Annotated in this window: 14 protein-coding genes; 9 read left to right on the plus strand and 5 right to left on the minus strand. The window is 57.1% G+C overall.

Going from position 1 to position 16,854, the window contains the following annotated elements; genetic code table 11:
* Positions 1-155: 155 nt before the first annotated feature.
* The 9 genes from ABF824_RS07830 to gabT all read left to right on the plus strand — a co-directional run bounded on the left by ABF824_RS07830 (position 156) and on the right by gabT (position 9,572).
* Positions 156-1,229, plus strand: a complete 1,074-nt coding sequence (locus ABF824_RS07830) for a quinone-dependent dihydroorotate dehydrogenase (protein ID WP_415487753.1) — start codon at positions 156-158, stop codon at positions 1,227-1,229.
* On the plus strand, positions 1,226-2,113 hold the full coding sequence (locus tag ABF824_RS07835; protein WP_415487755.1) for a TIGR01459 family HAD-type hydrolase: 888 nt from the start codon (positions 1,226-1,228) through the stop codon (positions 2,111-2,113). Before ABF824_RS07830 ends, ABF824_RS07835 begins: the two co-directional genes overlap by 4 nt.
* 149 nt (positions 2,114-2,262) lie before the next feature.
* Positions 2,263-2,946: a Fe2+-dependent dioxygenase gene (locus ABF824_RS07840; protein WP_415487757.1), complete on the plus strand. Its 684-nt coding sequence runs from the start codon at positions 2,263-2,265 to the stop codon at positions 2,944-2,946.
* A gap of 168 nt (positions 2,947-3,114) precedes the next feature.
* Positions 3,115-5,397 (plus strand): TonB-dependent receptor, encoded by a 2,283-nt coding sequence (locus ABF824_RS07845; RefSeq protein ID WP_415487759.1) that lies wholly within the window; start codon positions 3,115-3,117, stop codon positions 5,395-5,397.
* 4 nt (positions 5,398-5,401) lie between these two features.
* Positions 5,402-6,058 carry a tetratricopeptide repeat protein gene (locus tag ABF824_RS07850; protein WP_415487777.1) on the plus strand — a complete coding sequence of 219 codons (657 nt, stop codon included), beginning with the start codon at positions 5,402-5,404 and terminating at the stop codon, positions 6,056-6,058.
* A 94-nt stretch (positions 6,059-6,152) separates the two neighbouring features.
* Positions 6,153-6,845 (plus strand): tonB-system energizer ExbB, encoded by a 693-nt coding sequence (gene exbB, locus ABF824_RS07855; protein ID WP_415487779.1) that lies wholly within the window; start codon positions 6,153-6,155, stop codon positions 6,843-6,845.
* Between the two features lie 6 nt (positions 6,846-6,851).
* Positions 6,852-7,283: a TonB system transport protein ExbD gene (gene exbD, locus ABF824_RS07860; protein WP_415487761.1), complete on the plus strand. Its 432-nt coding sequence runs from the start codon at positions 6,852-6,854 to the stop codon at positions 7,281-7,283.
* Complete coding sequence (locus tag ABF824_RS07865; RefSeq protein WP_415487763.1) at positions 7,280-8,098, plus strand: energy transducer TonB; 819 nt, start codon at positions 7,280-7,282, stop codon at positions 8,096-8,098. Before exbD ends, ABF824_RS07865 begins: the two co-directional genes overlap by 4 nt.
* Before the next feature lie 202 nt (positions 8,099-8,300).
* Positions 8,301-9,572 (plus strand): 4-aminobutyrate--2-oxoglutarate transaminase, encoded by a 1,272-nt coding sequence (gene gabT, locus ABF824_RS07870; protein ID WP_415487781.1) that lies wholly within the window; start codon positions 8,301-8,303, stop codon positions 9,570-9,572.
* A 47-nt stretch (positions 9,573-9,619) separates the two neighbouring features.
* Here the strand turns inward: gabT and ABF824_RS07875 are convergent, their stop codons facing one another.
* The 5 genes from ABF824_RS07875 to ABF824_RS07895 all read right to left on the minus strand — a co-directional run bounded on the left by ABF824_RS07875 (position 9,620) and on the right by ABF824_RS07895 (position 16,583).
* Positions 9,620-11,704 carry a hypothetical protein gene (locus tag ABF824_RS07875; protein ID WP_415487765.1) on the minus strand — a complete coding sequence of 695 codons (2,085 nt, stop codon included), beginning with the start codon at positions 11,702-11,704 and terminating at the stop codon, positions 9,620-9,622.
* Between the two features lie 166 nt (positions 11,705-11,870).
* Positions 11,871-13,091 carry an acyl-CoA dehydrogenase family protein gene (locus ABF824_RS07880; RefSeq protein ID WP_415487767.1) on the minus strand — a complete coding sequence of 407 codons (1,221 nt, stop codon included), beginning with the start codon at positions 13,089-13,091 and terminating at the stop codon, positions 11,871-11,873.
* Between the two features lie 84 nt (positions 13,092-13,175).
* The gene (gene spt, locus ABF824_RS07885) at positions 13,176-14,372 is read right to left on the minus strand and encodes a serine palmitoyltransferase (RefSeq protein ID WP_415487769.1); all 1,197 of its coding nucleotides are present in this window, start codon (positions 14,370-14,372) and stop codon (positions 13,176-13,178) included.
* 6 nt (positions 14,373-14,378) lie between these two features.
* Positions 14,379-14,630 carry an acyl carrier protein gene (locus ABF824_RS07890; protein ID WP_415487771.1) on the minus strand — a complete coding sequence of 84 codons (252 nt, stop codon included), beginning with the start codon at positions 14,628-14,630 and terminating at the stop codon, positions 14,379-14,381.
* A 162-nt stretch (positions 14,631-14,792) separates the two neighbouring features.
* Complete coding sequence (locus ABF824_RS07895) at positions 14,793-16,583, minus strand: fatty acyl-AMP ligase (RefSeq protein ID WP_415487773.1); 1,791 nt, start codon at positions 16,581-16,583, stop codon at positions 14,793-14,795.
* Positions 16,584-16,854: the final 271 nt, after the last annotated feature.

Here is a 16,854-nt window from a genome sequence, read left to right on the forward strand (position 1 = left end):
CACATTATAATGTCTTGATCGTCTTCTGATGATGCATGGTCTCGTTTCTATCTATTTGGAAGTGAACCGCAACTTAGGCGTGGTCGGAGCATAGCGAGGAGTAGTCTACTCCTCGGGTCTTTTCAGAAACCCGGCGTTCGGGCAGCATCCGCCCCATGACAGACCTGACCGATATTCTGATTTCTCCCTTTCTTCCGCTCGTCCGCAAGCTGGACCCGGAGCGCGCCCATACGCTGGCCATCGATGCGCTGGAACTTGGCGTCAGTGTGCCGGCCGTTCGTCCGAAGGATGATCCTGCCTTGGCCGTGCGTACGCTGGGCATGCGTTTTCCCAACCCGATCGGCATTGCGGCCGGGTTCGACAAGAATGGACGGGTGATCCGCCCCTTGGCGCAGCTTGGGTTCGGATTTGTGGAGGCAGGGACGGTGACGCCCCGGCCTCAGCGAGGAAACTCGAAGCCGCGGCTGTTCCGGCTGGATGAAGATCGCGCGATCATCAATCGGATGGGTTTCAATAACGACGGTATCGACCGTTTTGCCGTGAGGCTGGCGCGTCTGCATCGTGGGAAGGGATTTCGGGCTGGCGTGCCGGTGGGGGCGAACCTCGGCATTAACAAGACGGGGGCCAATCCGGAAAAGGACTATCCTGATCTGATTCGCCGCGTGAAGCATTATGCTGATTATGTTGTGCTGAATCTCTCATCGCCGAATACGCCGGGGCTGCGTTCGTTGCAGGGGGCGGAGCGGCTGACTGGCCTGCTATCCGCCATTTCGGCGGCGCACGAAGAGCGGCCGCCCTTGCTCATCAAGCTGGCTCCTGATCTTGCAGAGGATGAAATCGGTCCGATTGTGGAGGCGGCTGTAGCCGGTGGAGCGCAGGGGCTAATTGTCAGCAATACGACTCTCGCGCGGCCAGCTACACTCAGAAGCCGGTTTGCCAGTGAAGCGGGAGGTCTGTCCGGTCGTCCGCTGAAAGACCGTTCACTCACCATGCTGCGGGAGGTTGCGCGTCTGGTGAATGGACGGCTGGCGCTGGTTGGCTGCGGCGGTATCGAAACAGGCGCAGATGTGGTGGCCCGTATCCGTGCCGGGGCGGATCTGGTGCAGATCTATACCTCCTTTGTTTATGAAGGGCCGGCGTTGGTTGGCCGACTGAAGCGAGAGGTTCTGACAATCCTGCGGGAACAGGGTGTGGAAACCATCGCGGACCTGAAGGGGGCAGACCTGTGAGCAATCGGAAAATCGAAGTTCTTCAGGGGATCGCGCCGCTGGCTGATCGTTATGACGGTTTCATCGTCGATCTGTGGGGAACGGTCCATAACGGTGTGCGTCCCTTTCCCGGTGTGGTGGAGTGCCTCCGCACCCTGAAGGAGAAGGGAAAGCGGATTGTCATGCTGTCCAACGCCCCGCGTCCTGCTGCGGTCGTGCGTGGGCAGTTGCAGTCGATGGGCGTGGATTCATCGCTGTATGATGGTGTCATCACGAGTGGTGAGGTGACATGGCGTGTGCTGGCGGGCTGCACGGATCCTTCAGTCGCCAAGGCATGGCCTTGGGTGACAACGCTGGGTGACCGGGTGTTTCATATTGGTGGCCAGCATGACCTCTCCCTGTTTGAGGGGCTGGGCGTGACTCTCGTCACAGACCCGGCTGAGGCAACGTTCGTCCTCAATACCGGCCCTAATGAGGAGCGCGGTCATACAGACCTCGAGCCTTATCTGGGGCTGCTGGAGGCGTGTGCCGCGCGAAATCTGCCCATGATCTGCGCCAACCCGGATATGGAAGTGATGCGGGCCGGACAGCGGCTTATCTGTGCTGGTCTGCTTGCGAAGGATTATGAGCAGAAAGGCGGCATCGTTTACTGGATCGGCAAACCATTTCCTCCGGTCTATGAGCCGGTGCTGGAAATCCTTGATGTGCCGAAGCCGAAAATTCTGGCTGTGGGAGACGCGCTGGCTACCGATATCCGCGGTGCTTCTTCGGTGGGTGTGGATGCGCTGTGGGTGCTGGCAGGCATACACGGTGAAGGTCTGAAGGACGACCCCGCTCTGGCTCAGGAAGAGGCTGATGGCGCGGGGCTGGCCCCGGTTGCGAGCGTTCCTGCTTTCGTCTGGTAAAAGACTTCATCGAACACCGTGAGCGGGATGCCGTTCACGGTGTGGAGTAAGGGGGCGTCCTGCTTTTCGCGCGAGCCTCTGTTGCGAATAACTCTTATTTTCTACATACAGTAACGTTGCTATCCCCTCCATTTATGGGCGTTCTTGCTATGCTGGTGCATGTACCCAATGTTCTGACTGCCGAAGAAGTCGTTTATTGCCGGAATAAACTGACGGAATCCGAATGGGTGGACGGAAAGGTCACGGCAGGACAGCAGTCTGCAAAGGCAAAATACAATCTCCAGATTCCTCATGAGTCCGAGCTTTCAAAGGAACTGGGAGAGATCGTTCTCCGTGCGCTTGGGCGCAATCCCACTTTTACATCCGCAGCGTTGCCCCTGCGTGTTTTCCCGCCGCTATTCAACCGATACGATGCGGGAATGGAATTCCGGGCGCATGTCGATAATGCCATTCGCCCTTTGCCAGGAACAGGATTTCGTATCCGGACCGATGTTTCATCCACGCTTTTTCTGAGTGAGCCGGAAGATTATGACGGTGGAGAACTGATCATTGAAGATACATACGGTGCGCATGAAGTGAAGCTGCCCGCTGGCGATCTCATCCTTTATCCTGCAACCAGCCTGCATAGTGTTGCGCCTGTCACACGTGGCAGTCGGTGGGCATCGTTTTTCTGGAGCCAGTCGATGGTGAAAAGCGATACGCAAAGAACACTTCTCTATAATTTCGACCAGTCGATCATCGAGATCAGAAAACTGTTGCCGGATGATCACAGTGCGGTACTTGGTTTAACGGCGACGTATCATAACCTCGTTCGCGAATGGGCTGAAATATAAGGATTTATATAATTTCTTACATAAAAAGACATAATGCGGAAAAGGAGAGAAAACCTTTTCCTTAAATAGTTATTGCGACTCATTTGCGATTGCATGTAGGGAGAGCCGTCATTCGTTAGATTGGTTTCAATGCGTGGGATTGGTCGTGTCCCGCGTCAGGAGTACAAGATGAATCAGTCGATTAGATCGGTTTCTCGGGCACCAAGGGTCAGTCTTGCTGTCGCCCTTGGCGTGACGGCAGGTATTGGAGGAGAGCAGGCGCAGGCGCAGACGACCGGAACGTCAGGTTCCAGTGAGACTGATACTTCCATTGCGCTGCCGACCCTGAAAGTGCAGGGAAATACCGATCCCGGGATCGCCGCAGGCAATACGAACAGCACAGTGCTGGGCATTGCTCGCATGCCGACTTCCGTGCGCGATACACCGCAGAGCATTACTGTCATTCCACAGGAAATCATCAAGGAACAGCGCGCCTATACTCTCGATCAGGCGCTGGCGAACGTTCCGGGCATCACGCTTTCGACGGGTGAGGGCAATGGTGGCCTGAACGGTGATCAGTTCCGTATCCGTGGCCTTCAGGCGCGTGGCGACATGTATACGGACGGTCTGAAGGATTTCGGCACCTATACGCGCGATATGTTCAATATCGAGAGCGTTCAGGTCATCAAGGGGCCATCCGGCGAATATTTTGGTGCAGGTAATGTCGGTGGCATCATCAATCAGTCTCTGAAGCATGCCCATGCCGGAAATTCCTATAGCTACGATCAGGCTTTCGGCAGTGCGTCGCTTTATCGCGGTAATGCCGACGTCAATTACCAGATCAATGATGACATCGCGCTGCGCGTAAACGGCCTGTATAATCGTGCAGGTGTCGCTGGTCGTGAACTGGTTGAATCTAATCGTTACGGCACGGCGGTCGATCTTGGTGTCGGTCTGCGCAGCAAGACATCCTGGCATCTGAACTGGCAATGGATGCACAGCGATAACGTGCCTGACTACGGTGTGCCGATGCTGAAGATGGCGGATGGCATTTCCCGTCCGATCACGAGTCATGGTCTGAACCGCAACACGAGTTACGTCCGTTCCTTTGACCGTGACAACTCGGATATTCACAATCTGACGTCTTCTCTGAAGTCCGAGATTACGCCATGGTTCACGCTGACGAACGATACACGTCTGACCAAATATGAGCGTGAATATACTGCGACGACCCCGAACGCCTGCTCGACGGCTGCATGTGTTTCGCAGTTTATGTCAGGAGGAAATCCGGCGCTCTCCTATGGCGCGGGTGGAGGTGCGGCTTACGACCAGAAAGGATGGGGCGCGCAGAATATCCTGATGGGCAACTTCCACTTCCATACTGGAAGCGTCAAACACGAAATTAAAGCTGGTGTGGACGTCAACTATGAAGACGACGACCGCTATTACGGCACCTGGTATAACCGTGTTGCCAATCAGACCATTCGCAATCCGACCCATTCCAGCGGTGGTGGATATGTGACATTTCCAAAATCAGGCTACAGAAATGCTGATGCGACAGATGTGGGACTGTTCTTCTCGGATCGTATTCAGCTGACCAAGCAGCTCAGCCTGTTCGGAACGGCGCGCTGGGATCATTTCAACAGCACGTATGTCGCTGGCGATGGTCAGCAGCGTCAGTCGCAGTCTGCCGACCGCTGGAGTCCTTCGGGAAGTATCGTTTATTCCCCTGTAGAGATGGCATCGTTCTATTTCACCTTCTCGCGTTCCTACAAGCCAACCGGAACGGATGTTTCTTCCATGGTCACACTTTCGGGTAACACAGGAGAAACTGTGTCGAACTCGAAGGATTTCAAGCCGCAGCGGAGTGATCTGTTCGAATTCGGCAGCAAGGCGGACTTCTTCCACAAGCGTCTGGGTGCAACGCTGGCGTTCTTCCAGATCAACGAAAACAACTCTTTCTACTATGACGCAAATGGCGACATGGTCACGGGCTTTGCCGATCAGGGAAGTGGACGGCGCGTTCGGGGTGTTGAAGTCAGCCTGACCGGAAAGATCACGAAGAACTGGAACATTTACGGCACTTATTCCTACATGGATGGCAAGGTTACCAACAGTGCCACTGCCAAAGGAAACGAAGCGCCGCAGGTTTCACACAACAACTTTTCGGTGTGGACCTCGTTCGATCTACAGGATTACGTGCTCAATCCCGGTTGGGGGCAGCTGAAGATTGCTGGCGGTGCACAGTATGCCTCGGGTTACTGGGCCGGTCCGGATGTCACCAACACGGCGCGCATTCCGTACACCTTCTCGCTCAACGGAATGATCTCCTGGGAGGTCAAGCATTACCGGGTATCGTTCAACGCCAACAACCTGACCGATCACCTGAACTATGCTTCGGCATTTTCGTCCAGCCGTGTTGTCCCGGCTCCCGGACGGAGCTTCATCGGCAATGTCGGCCTCACATTCTGACGACATGTCCTTTAAGGACACCTCACGATCCACCTCAGCGCTTCTGGTGCTGGGGCAGATCTGCCTGAATCATGGTGATTCGGAGAGGGCTTTTTCTTTTTTTGAATCCGCTGCTCGGGGAGGCTCTGCAGAGGCGATCAATATGGTTGGTCGTGCCTATGAGCGCGGGTGGGGGGTCAGGCGCAACGCAATTTTGGCCGCCCGTTATTTCGCGGCTGCGGCAGAAGCAGGAAGTGGCTGGGCAATGTTCAACCTTGCCGACCTGCATCTCCGTGGTGAAGGCGTCGAAAAAAATGTTGTTTTTTCCTATACGCTTTACGTGCAGGCCGCCCGGAATGGTGTGCTGAAAGCCCTGAATATGCTGGGTCTTCTGCACGAAGAAGGTGTTGTCGGCATGCCTGATGTGGAAGGCGCATGGGCGTTTTTTCGAGCAGCGGCGGAAGCAGGAGACTGCTGGGGATTTCTGAATCTTGCCCGTCTGTACCTTGAGAACGACGATATAGGAAATTCCGCTTTCTGGTTCAGGAAGTCTCTGGCTTGCGGTTTTGAGGATGTCGTCCGCGCTGTGAAGACCCTTCTGGATGGCAAGGCGGTTCATCCTTTGTTGGTTTCGGTTCTTATGGAAGCCGAAAGCCGTCTACAAGGATTTGAAAAAACATGAATATTTCAGGTTTCTTTTTCGATGCGGAAATGATCTGCATCATGTCGGGCACGGGAGATGTGTTGTGAGCGGTATTCCTTTTTCTCCTTGGGAGATGTTTCTCAACGCCGGTCCTGTGGTCCGGAGTGTGATGATTCTCCTGTTCGTAGGTTGCATCCTCACGTGGACAGTCGCGTTGGCCAAAACGGTTGAGTTCACACTTGCACGTCGCCGTCTTGAAAAGGCCAAAGATGCTCTGGAGATGAGCAACTCTCTGGATCAGACGGATGAGGCGCGCTGCGATGGTGTCGCCCAGACAATGATTGCTGCGGCTCGGGATGAGCGCCATGCCTCTCAGGATATTGCGTGGGATAGCGAAGGGATAAAGGAACGCATCGTGTTGAGCCTGGAGCGTCTGGAGGCTGCAGAGTCCCGTCGTCTGATGCGTGGCACCGGCCTGCTGGCGACCATTGGCGCGATCGCCCCGTTCGTCGGGCTGTTCGGCACTGTCTGGGGCATCATGACGTCCTTTACCGGCATCGCCGCCACCAAGGCGACCAGTCTCGCCGTTGTGGCGCCGGGTATTGCGGAAGCACTTCTGGCGACGGCCATTGGCCTTGTCACAGCCATTCCGGCGGTCGTGATCTATAATGCGCTCTCGCGCCAGACTGTGGCGTGTCGCGCGGAAGTGGCTGATATTGCCGCGCAGGTGATGCGACTGGTTTCACGTGATCTGGGGCGCATGCAGGGGGCGGTCGATAGTGGCCGCGTGGTGCAACTCGGTGTTCGCACCGCAGCTGCGGAGTAATGCGTCATGATCCGGATGCGCCACAAAGACGAGACGCCAGATGAGGCGCATGACATCAACGTCACACCCTTCATTGATGTGATGCTAGTGCTTCTGGTGATCTTCATGGTCACTGCGCCGCTCACCACGGTTAATGTTCCGGTCGATCTGCCGTCTTCGACAGAAAAGCCCGCGCCGCGCCCGGATGATCCGGTGTTTGTCACGGTGAAAGCTGATCATGGCTTGGCCGTTGGGGAGGATGACGTATCGGCTGACGCGCTGGCGGCTGCACTGGAAAAGGCTGCCAAGGGCAACAAGGACGAACGTATTTTTCTGCGTGCTGATAAAACCGTGGATTACGGCACCCTGATGGGTGTCATGGATAAATTACGGGCAGCCGGATATTTGAAAGTGGCGCTCGTGAACCTCCAAGGACAGGAAGAAGGAAGCGAACCGTGAATGGCCATGCGCTGTTCATTGATGGGTTACGGAGCCGTCGCGCCAGTGAGCGTCGTCACGAGCGGCAGCGCTGGGCGGGTTCGCTGGCTGTCGTTCTGTTGGCTTCGGCAGGCGGTGTCTGGTGTCTCACGCTCTTGCCGAAAGCCGAAATGGTCGTCGCGGCAGAACCCCCAGCTGCAATCGCCATCGACCTGACACCTCTGGCGCCAGCCTCTCCGCAGACAGAGCAGCCGGTTGGACCGCAGCAGGCTGTAGCTCAGCCGGTGCCCGAGCTTACGCCACCAGAAGTGGCGGCCCCGCCTTCTCCTGCCCCCAACCCTCCCGTGCCGCTCCCGAAGCTGGAAAAGACGAAGATCATTCACAAGAAGATCAAAACGCCGACACCGCCGCAGCCACCTTCTCCCGTGCCGCTGCCTGCCGCGCAGGAAAATACGGCGCCTCCAGCGTCTCTCTCACCACCATCGCAGTCGTCCGCTTCCCCGGTTTCCGGCGCATCGGCTGCGCGTGCCTCCCACGAAAAAGCGACGTGGCAGGGAGAACTGCTGGCCCGGCTTGAACGGTTCAAGCGTTATCCGGTGGAGGCGCAGTCCAAGCGAGAAGAAGGCACGGCGATGTTGCACTTCTCCATGGACCGGAAAGGACATGTTCTGTCGGTAAGCATTCGGAGCAGTTCTGGTCATAGGGTGCTTGATGAGGAAACACTGGCGCTGGTCCGACGAGCGGAACCCTTACCGCCACCGCCGGATAGTATTGAGGGTGACCCCATTTCACTGACCGTGCCGGTTGATTTCAATCTGCGTGATCTGGAGCGGTGATTGAGGTTTTTCGCATCTGACGAAGGGAAAGGCACAGGAAAGAGGGGATACAGAACAGGCTGCGATTCAGCTTCTGGCTCGACAACGCAGGTCAGTCGTTTTACGCACGGGGCGTGTCGTATTTTCGGGGCTTTTTCATTGCGCTGTCGCATTGGAGAAGCGGCCGGAATGTTCTGAAATGGGAACCCAGTCAGTGACTTCAGTGAAGAGCAACAAGGATCTGGCCGCTCGTCGTGCAGCGGCTGTACCGGTTGGAGTTGGTTCCGCGACAGCCATTTATGCAGACAAGGCTGAAGGTGCGGAGTTATGGGATGTCGAAGGACGTCGTTACATCGATTTCGCCGCCGGGATCGCGGTGGTCAATGTCGGTCATCGTCATCCGCGTATCATCGAGGCAGTGCAGTCGCAGTTAGGCCGTTTCAGCCATACGGGCTTTCAGGTCGCGCCATACGAGAATTATATCGCTCTGGCTGAACGTCTGAATGAGGCGGCGCCGCTTGATGGACAGGCGAAGAGCATCTTCTTCACCACAGGCGCGGAAGCCACCGAAAACGCCGTGAAGATCGCCCGCGCAGCAACGGGCCGTTCGGGCGTGATCGCCTTCACGGGCGGCTTTCATGGTCGCACACTGCTGGCGTCGGCCATGACCGGCAAGACCAATCCTTACAAGACGCAATTTGGCACCATGCCGGGCGACGTTTTCCATGCGCCATTTCCTGCACGAGGCATTTCGGTTGCCGACAGTCTGCGCGCGCTTGATCTGATGTTCGCTGCCGATGTCGATCCGTCGCGTGTGGCGGCCATCATCATCGAACCCATTCAGGGTGAGGGCGGCTTCCGGGTCACGCCAAAGGAACTGCTGGAAGGACTGCGTGAGCGCTGCACGCGACACGGCATCATGCTGATTGCCGATGAAGTGCAGACGGGCTTTGCGCGCACGGGCAAACTGTTCGGTATCGAGCATTCAGGTGTGAAGCCGGACCTGATTTCGGTGGCGAAGGCGCTGGGTGGCGGGTTCCCGCTTTCGGGTGTCGTAGGGCGTGCTGAAGTAATGGATTCTGTGCGTCCGGGTGGTCTCGGTGGCACCTATGGCGGTTCACCGCTCGCCTGTGCGGCGGGACTGGCCGTGCTCGACGTGATCGAGTCTGAAAAGCTGTGTGAACGAGCCGAGCGGATTGGCCAGATTGTCAGCGAGCGGGTTGCAGGATGGACCAGCCGTTCGGATTTGGTACCCGTTGGCAAGGCTCACGGTCTTGGCGCGATGATCGGGTTTGATTTGCTCAAAGGTCATGGTTCCGAAGAAGTCGAGGCAGGTGGTGCCGGTCGCGTGTGCGCCAAGGCCACGGAAGCTGGCCTGATCGTTCTGAGCTGTGGTGTGCTGGGAGAAACGGTTCGTCTGTTGCCGCCGTTGACCATCAGCGATGATCTTCTCAATGAAGGTCTGGATCTTCTGGAAAAGGCTCTCAAGGCCTGAAGCTGGTTCACGTGAGGAATCCCATGAGGATTCCTCACGGTTTCCGATCAGTAGTAAACGTATGATCGCGCAGTCGGCGTGTTGCTCATGCTTTCCAGCATGAGACGGGCAACCGCTGTTGCAAAAAGAGATTGTCCCGGCGCAAGAAGTTGTTGTCCATCGGTGGATGTATACCAGCCACGATTGGATTCCAGCAGAACGGACAGTTTTTTCCCGATGTCGATAACACCGATTTTTTCATCGTCAGGGTATAGCGCCTGATATTCGGCAACGGCGTTATTGAAAAGCTGTGGCCAGGTGGCGCTGTATAATCCGGCGTAATGAAATCCGAATGGCATGACTGCGAACAGCCACGCATCGGGTGCCGCTTCCCGATGAGCGACGAGGCACTGGGTCATGGCGGCCTGGGCATCTGATGGGTTGGCAGAGGCGAGCGCGTCACCGGCAAGCAGATTGAAGACTATCCATGAGGGGGCTGTGCTGGCATTGCCATACGCACTGAGACTCCCATCCGTATCGAGTGCGGAAAGACCGGAATCGATAAGATTCCAGCGACTTTTTGTGTCGTCATAGGTACCGCCGATTCCGTTAGTCGAGCCTGCCACCGTGTAAAAGGCTGGCACGTCCTGAGGTGTATCTCCGGCCGTGATGTAACCCGAACCGGCGCATGCAGAGATGCAACTGGCATAACCTGCGACTTCCATGGCGCGGAGCAGGGCATAGGAATAAGAGGCCAGCACATTGTCCGTGCCGCTGTCAGCGCCCACACCTTCTGTTACGCCGTCTCCGACAATCTTTCCCCAAGGGGGTGTAACTGTCACCTGACCGGGGGAGGAGGCCGCATCAATCGTCATTCCGCTGACAGTCAGACAGTTCGCACCTTTATTCCAGCGACTATTGGCAGGTGTTCGCGTGAGAAAGACTTCGAGTGTATTGATCTGCCCCGGCAGAATATTGGAAAGGGTGAGATCGGTCTGTGCGGAGATGTCCTGCGTGGCAACACCATTCAGAAAATAGGTGATGAAGGCGCCGGTTGCCGCGGGTCCCAGATGGAGAGTGGCGACAGGACTGCTCGATGCCAGCCAGGAAACCTGAAACCACGCGCCCACATTCCAGGTGCTACGCCAGTTGGAGCCGGAGCGTCCCTCATCGCCGCTCCAGTTCCCCGGTGAAAAGAGAAAAGCTCTGGAATCGACAGTCACCTGATAAGGCGTGGTCTGAGTCAGCGCCGTTACGGTGAAGCTCTGAGGATTCGCTAACGCTCCGGTGTTGACCACGCTGAGCGTGCCCGTGCCGGTGATGGACGGTGTAAACGTGAAGCTGAGGGGCGTGGTGGAGCCTGCTGGAAAAGTGCTTGTCTGGGGAAAGAAACTTCCAGCAAGAGAGCTGGTCGGGGTGACGGTGATGGCCTGGGCGTTTCCTGCTCCCGCTCCCGGGGTGAGCGTATATGTGGCAGGTGAGCCGACGATAAGCGCCTGAGGACCGTTCAGGGCGTATTTTGAAAAAGGTTTTGAAGAAGCAGAAATGATAAGGGAAAGACTTCCCGGATTGGTAAGTGTTCCGCTGTTGCTCACATTGAGCGTGCCGGCGCCGTCGTCATCTGGTGTGAAAGTAAATGTGAGGGCGTCAGTGCTTCCTGCCGGGATGGTGACGCTGGCGGGTGAGAAGGACCCGGCTATGGTGCAGGATGGTGTGATGGAGAGCGGCAGGGAAAGAGCGGTGCCGCTACCGGGTGTGACCGTATATGTGGCGGTCACGCCAGTTGTGAGAGCGGTTGGTCCTGTCAGCGTATAGGTTGTGAACGCCGTTGGTGGCGCGGTGGCGATGACGGCGACCGGTTGCGGATCATTCAATCCACCCGAGTTTGTCGTGCTGAGTGTGCCGGACCCGGCTGCCGTGGGTGTAAATGTAAACGCGACACTGGTCGTGGCGCCAATGGCCAGCGTCACGGTAGTGGGCGTGAACGTGCCGGGAATCGTGCTGGTCGGGGTGATGGTGAGTGCAGCCGTCAATGTCGTGTCGGATGCAAGTAGAACAGTATAAGTTGCCTTCGAACCGACAGACAGGGAAGCAGGCCCGGTCAGAGTATAAGCGGGAGGAAGAGACGAGGCGTTCACGGATGTGTCGGTCATGTATCGTTTCTTTTTCTGAGTATTTAATTTTTCATTTTAATAAAAGTATATAAAACATCGTTTTTTATATTGTTGTTTTGTTTTGAGAGTGGGATGTTTCAAAGGGCATAGCCGTCCCCAGAGACGTTGCCCATGCCTGACGGGCGATAGACCCGGAGACTACAGCTCAGCGATACAGAGCCGGAGCGGGTAGCCACCCGGTGAGAAGGTGATTGCCGATCTCTTCATGTTTCCATTCCACCGGATCATGGAGAGAAAGCGTCCGCGCATCACGCCAGTAACGGTCAAAACCAACGCCGAGATCTGTGGCCCGAGCGCCCATGGCCGACATGATATCGGATGTGGCGCGCAGGCTGGCTCTGCTGGCGAGCGATCGTGCGGCATAGACGGTCATGGCCGCCTCGCTCCGCGACACAACACCGGCCGCGCATTCATCGAGTTGCTGAGCGGCATGACGGACCGCGGTCACGCTTCCTGCGACATCTGCGCCAATCTCACCCACCAGACGCCGGACAAATGGATCATCGGTGGCGGATGATCCCTTCACCTCGATCCACGGGCGACTGCGTTCCTTTATAAAGCGTATCGCTTCTCTCAAGGCGGCAACGGCTATACCCGCAAGAATGACCGAGAAGCCGTTCTGATAGCGGAGGGAAGACCAATCAGGCGGCATCGCACCGGGGCGATGAACGAACAGGTCATCCTTGAGAGGCGTTCTGTCGAAGATCACGGTCCCGGAATCGGTGGCTCTTTGTCCCAGTCGATTCCAGTCGTCGCATAGCGTCATCCCCGCTGTCTCGCGGGGGATGAGGTCGAATCGCATGGTCTGCTGGATTGCGTCGTAAGAAGTCACGCCAATCAGATCCGCGCCATGTGCACCGGTCGCATAGATTTTCTGGCCCGTGAGGCAATATGTCCCTGAGGCGTCCGGGGCCGCAATGACATGGCCGAACGTATCGGCCCGCTTGCCATTTTCCGCGATGGCCTGACCGATGATGAACGATCTGGTGACGATAAGATGCGCCAGTTGAGTGCAGGATCTTTCATCGGCGATGGAAAATATCTCGCGGACGAGATCATCATGCACCTTGTAAATCTGGGCGACAGAGGGGTCTGCGATGGCAAGAACAAACAGCAGTTCCTGTGATTCAGCCTGTGTCAGTCCCCATCCACCATAGGATTCGGGCAGCGCAGCCGCCATGAGGCCCGCATTTTTCAGGGCGGTGATGGACTCGAAAGGATAGCGACCTTTTCGGTCTGCATCCGCAGCCTGCGGCGCCACAACAGTGTCGAAAACAGTGTGGAGAGCCGCCACGCGTTGCCGCAGACGTTCCGGCCAGACAGGGCTGGTAATGAGATCACCAAGAATGGAGGCTGTCTGACTCAAGGCTGTTACTTCTTGAGTGGTACGAATCGCAGGGAGGCATACATCTTCCTGTTGCTGTTTTTCAGCCGCAGGAAGATGGCCATTTCACGCGGCCGCAGGCAGGCGTGACAGAGCTTCGCGGAAAATTTCCACGGCACGGTCGATCTGGTCGCTGGTATGCGTCGCCATGACGGAGCAGCGCAGAAGCGGATGATGGTCAGGAGTCGCGGGGGGCAGACTCAGATTGACGTAAAGACCAAGGCTGAGGAGGGTGTTCCAAAGCATGATGGCTTCAGGGATCGTGTCCAGAACCACGCCGACAACGGGGCTCACCGTCTTGCCTGTGGTCAGTCCAAGTTTGTTGAGGCCAGCATGGAAACGCGCTGCATTGTCCATCAGGCGCGTGCGGAGTTCCGGCTGCGCCTTCATGTCATCCAGCGCCGCCATTGTCGCCGCGATCACTTCGGGAGGAAGCGACGCGGTGAACATGTAAGGGCGGCAGTGCAGACGCACGAGTTCCAGTTCGGGGTGCTGCGAGACGCAGTAACCGCCGACTGTGCCAAGGCTCTTGGAGAAGGTGCCGACGATGAAATCGACATCCGATTCCACCCCAGCCGCTTCAGCCACACCACGCCCGTTCGGGCCGAGCACACCGAAGGAATGGGCTTCATCCACCAGCAGGGTTGCCCCTGTTTCGCGCTTCACGGCCGCCATTTCGGCCATCGGCACGACGTTGCCGGTCATGGAATAGATGCCTTCGACCACTACCAGCTTCGCGCCGGGTTCGTCCTTGATCCGGTTCAGGCGTTTGTGCAGATCGTCCGGATCGTTGTGACGGAAACGGATGACCTGTGCGTGACCAAGGCGGCTGGCGTCATAGATGCTGGCATGGCTGTCGGCATCCAGCAGCAGGTAGTCGCCCTTGCCCGCCAGCGTGGAGATCATGCCGAGGTTGGCCTGATACCCCGTCGAGAAGACCATACAGTGCTTCTGCTGGAAGAATCCGGCGATATGCTGCTCAAGCTGCTCATGCAGACTCTGAGTGCCGTTAGCGATGCGGGAACCCGTTGTGCCGACGCCCCGTGCTTTCACAGCTTCGACGGCCGCCTCTATCGCGTGAGGCGACTGGCTCAGGCCAAGATAGTTGTTCGTGCCGAACAGAAGCGTCTCGCGACCTTCGATAAGTCCCACGGTCGAGGACAGCGGCTTCTCAATGACGACGGCGAAAGGATTGCGTCCCCCTTCGGCCTGAAGCTCGGCAAGACGCTGCTCGACGCCGCGGAATTTGTCGAAGATGCTCATGACCGATCAGCCGCCCTTCTTCAGGGAGACGATGCATTCAGCCAGATCGTCAATCGTGCGAATCTCGGCCAGACGGTCGAGAGGGACGGAGACGTCCAGCTCATCCTCGATTTCCATGACGAAGTTCATGACCGCCAGAGAGTCGAACGCGAGATCTTCCACGATCTTGCTGGAGCCGGTGATGTCACGGGGCACCTTGGGGTTGGCAAGGAGCTTCTTGATGATCAGAGCCGAGACATCCTGAACCGTTTCACTCATTCGGGCACCTTAAAACAGTCATCGCTGGGCGGATCTGTGTAGTCAGATATCGCCGACGGCGGGTTATGGCCGAAAAGAGCGGTTCTCGCCAGTCATAATGTCACCGTGTGTCTGGGGCCTGCGATGACGCACCGTCATCGCAGGGTTGGGAAGTGCCGAGGATCAGGCGGCTGAAGGAGTATCTTCCTCGAGTCTGTTGAACGCGCCCGCCAGCAGCATGGCTTTCGCCCGCGCGCGCGTCAGCTTGCCGGATGAGGTCTGCGGCAGGGAGTGCGGCGGCAACAGAATGATGGTCGCCTCCACACCATGCCGGCGAAACACCGTTGAGACACGCTCGCTAAGCTGGTTGCGTGCTTCCGATGTGGTTGCACGGCAATGCACGAGCGCAACGATCTTTTCCTGCTGATTCTCATCAACAGAGAACACCGCAACGTCATGGTTGCGCAGACCATCAATCTCGTTCTCGGCACTCCACTCCAGATCCTGCGGCCAGATGTTGCGGCCATTGATGATGATCAGGTCTTTCGCGCGACCAGTGACCACGATCTGACCATCCAGCATATAGCCGAGATCACCCGTATTCAGCCATCCGTCAGCATCCAGAGCTTCGGCGCTTTCCTTCTGGAGTCGGAAATAGCCACTCATCAGGCTCGGTCCACGAACATAGATGGTGCCGATATGGCGTTCCGGTTGTACGGTGCCATTGGCCGCACGAACTTCGATTTCATGACCCGGCAGAACGGTGCCGCAAAGGACAAAGGTCCGGAGCAAATGTGAAGGATCGTTGCACGGATGTGCCACGCCTTCGATTTCCAGACGGCGCAGATCGATGGTGTCGGTCCGCATGCCTTCTCCCAGCGGAGCAAAGCTGATGGCGAGCGTCGCTTCCGCCATGCCGTAACTCGCCACGAAAGCCCGGGCATCGAATCCCTGAGAAGCGAAGCGTTCGGCGAAGCTCTCAAGGATGTGGGGACGGATCATATCGCCACCGATACCTGCGACACGCCAGCTCGACAGGTCGATGTTAGCGGCGCCAGAGCGGCGGGAACAGAGATCGTAGCCAAAGGAAGGGCTGTAAGAGAGCGTGCCGCGATTGCGGGAGATGAGGTCCAGCCAGACATGCGGACGACGCGCGAACTCACGTGTCGGCAGCAGATCGACGGTCAGCTGACAGGTCATTGGCGTCAGGAAGAAGCCGACCAATCCCATGTCGTGGTAAAGGGGAAGCCAGGAAACGCAGCGATCACCTGTTTCCCGAACCTGCAGACCGTCGTGGCAGATCGCGTGGGCATTCGCCATTCCCGAACTCTGCGTCACGCAGATGCCTTTAGGGAAGCGCGTGCTGCCGGAAGAGAACTGGAGATAGGACAGGTCATCCGGCTTGATGGTCGGCAGAGGAAGGTCTGGGGCGGGCAGCGCAAGAAGCTGCTCCGGAGAGCCACCGAACTTCAGATCGAATCCGGCAATGATATCGTCAGTCCATCCTGCGATGACGTCAGGAATGACAATGGCCGAGACATCCGCCGTTTCCATCATGCCGCGGATTGTGCCGACATATGTGTCACGCCCACCGAAGGCGACAGGCAGCGGCATTGGGGTCGCGACAAGACCGGCGTACTGACAGCCGAAGAAGGCGCGTGCGAAATCGCCGTCGCTTTCCGCTATCAGGCCAACACGGTCCCCAGCCTTAAGACCAAGTGCAAGGAGGCGGCGCGCCACTGCCATCGCCTGCTCACGCAGCACGCGGTAGGGAAGCGCCTCCAGAAGGATGCCTCGTCCAGAATAGATGTCGTACCCCGCCGTGCCTTCTGCCGCGTAGTCCAAGGCCTCTGTAAAGGTCGCAAAATCAGCATAGCGACGCTTCTGGCCGGAAGCGGAAGGAAGAGGAGTAGGTGTCGTGTCCTGGAAGCCGGTGAGCGAGGGCATGCTTTCGATGCGAGATATTACGGTCATTCAGCTGGCCATTCTCAGGTAATTGACAACCGCTTTGCGGTGTTCTCTTCGGCAAAGACGTGAGGTGTCTCTTATGCCGGTCGGACGCCTATTATAATGTTTTGTGGTTTTATGAAAGTACGCGCTGGTTTCTGTTCAGGGGCTGGAGAGGGCAATTGAACATTCTCCTCGTTGGATTGATGACACCGGCCTGCATAGAGGGGCAGATTTCATAATATAATGTATTATAATAATAATTTCATCGATTTTAATGAATCATTGAGTCTGCCTG

Source organism: Acetobacter sp. (assembly GCF_047721705.1).
GTDB lineage: Bacteria > Pseudomonadota > Alphaproteobacteria > Acetobacterales > Acetobacteraceae > Acetobacter.

Coding starts and splice junctions, on each gene's coding strand:
- ABF824_RS07830 (WP_415487753.1), top strand. CDS start 156: ATGACAGACCTGACCGATATTCTGATTTCTCCCTTTCTTCCGCTCGTC.
- ABF824_RS07840 (WP_415487757.1), top strand. CDS start 2,263: ATGCTGGTGCATGTACCCAATGTTCTGACTGCCGAAGAAGTCGTTTAT.
- ABF824_RS07845 (WP_415487759.1), top strand. CDS start 3,115: ATGAATCAGTCGATTAGATCGGTTTCTCGGGCACCAAGGGTCAGTCTT.
- ABF824_RS07850 (WP_415487777.1), top strand. CDS start 5,402: ATGTCCTTTAAGGACACCTCACGATCCACCTCAGCGCTTCTGGTGCTG.
- exbB (WP_415487779.1), top strand. CDS start 6,153: ATGTTTCTCAACGCCGGTCCTGTGGTCCGGAGTGTGATGATTCTCCTG.
- exbD (WP_415487761.1), top strand. CDS start 6,852: ATGATCCGGATGCGCCACAAAGACGAGACGCCAGATGAGGCGCATGAC.
- ABF824_RS07875 (WP_415487765.1), bottom strand. CDS start 11,704: ATGACCGACACATCCGTGAACGCCTCGTCTCTTCCTCCCGCTTATACT.
- spt (WP_415487769.1), bottom strand. CDS start 14,372: ATGAGCATCTTCGACAAATTCCGCGGCGTCGAGCAGCGTCTTGCCGAG.
- ABF824_RS07890 (WP_415487771.1), bottom strand. CDS start 14,630: ATGAGTGAAACGGTTCAGGATGTCTCGGCTCTGATCATCAAGAAGCTC.
- ABF824_RS07895 (WP_415487773.1), bottom strand. CDS start 16,583: ATGACCGTAATATCTCGCATCGAAAGCATGCCCTCGCTCACCGGCTTC.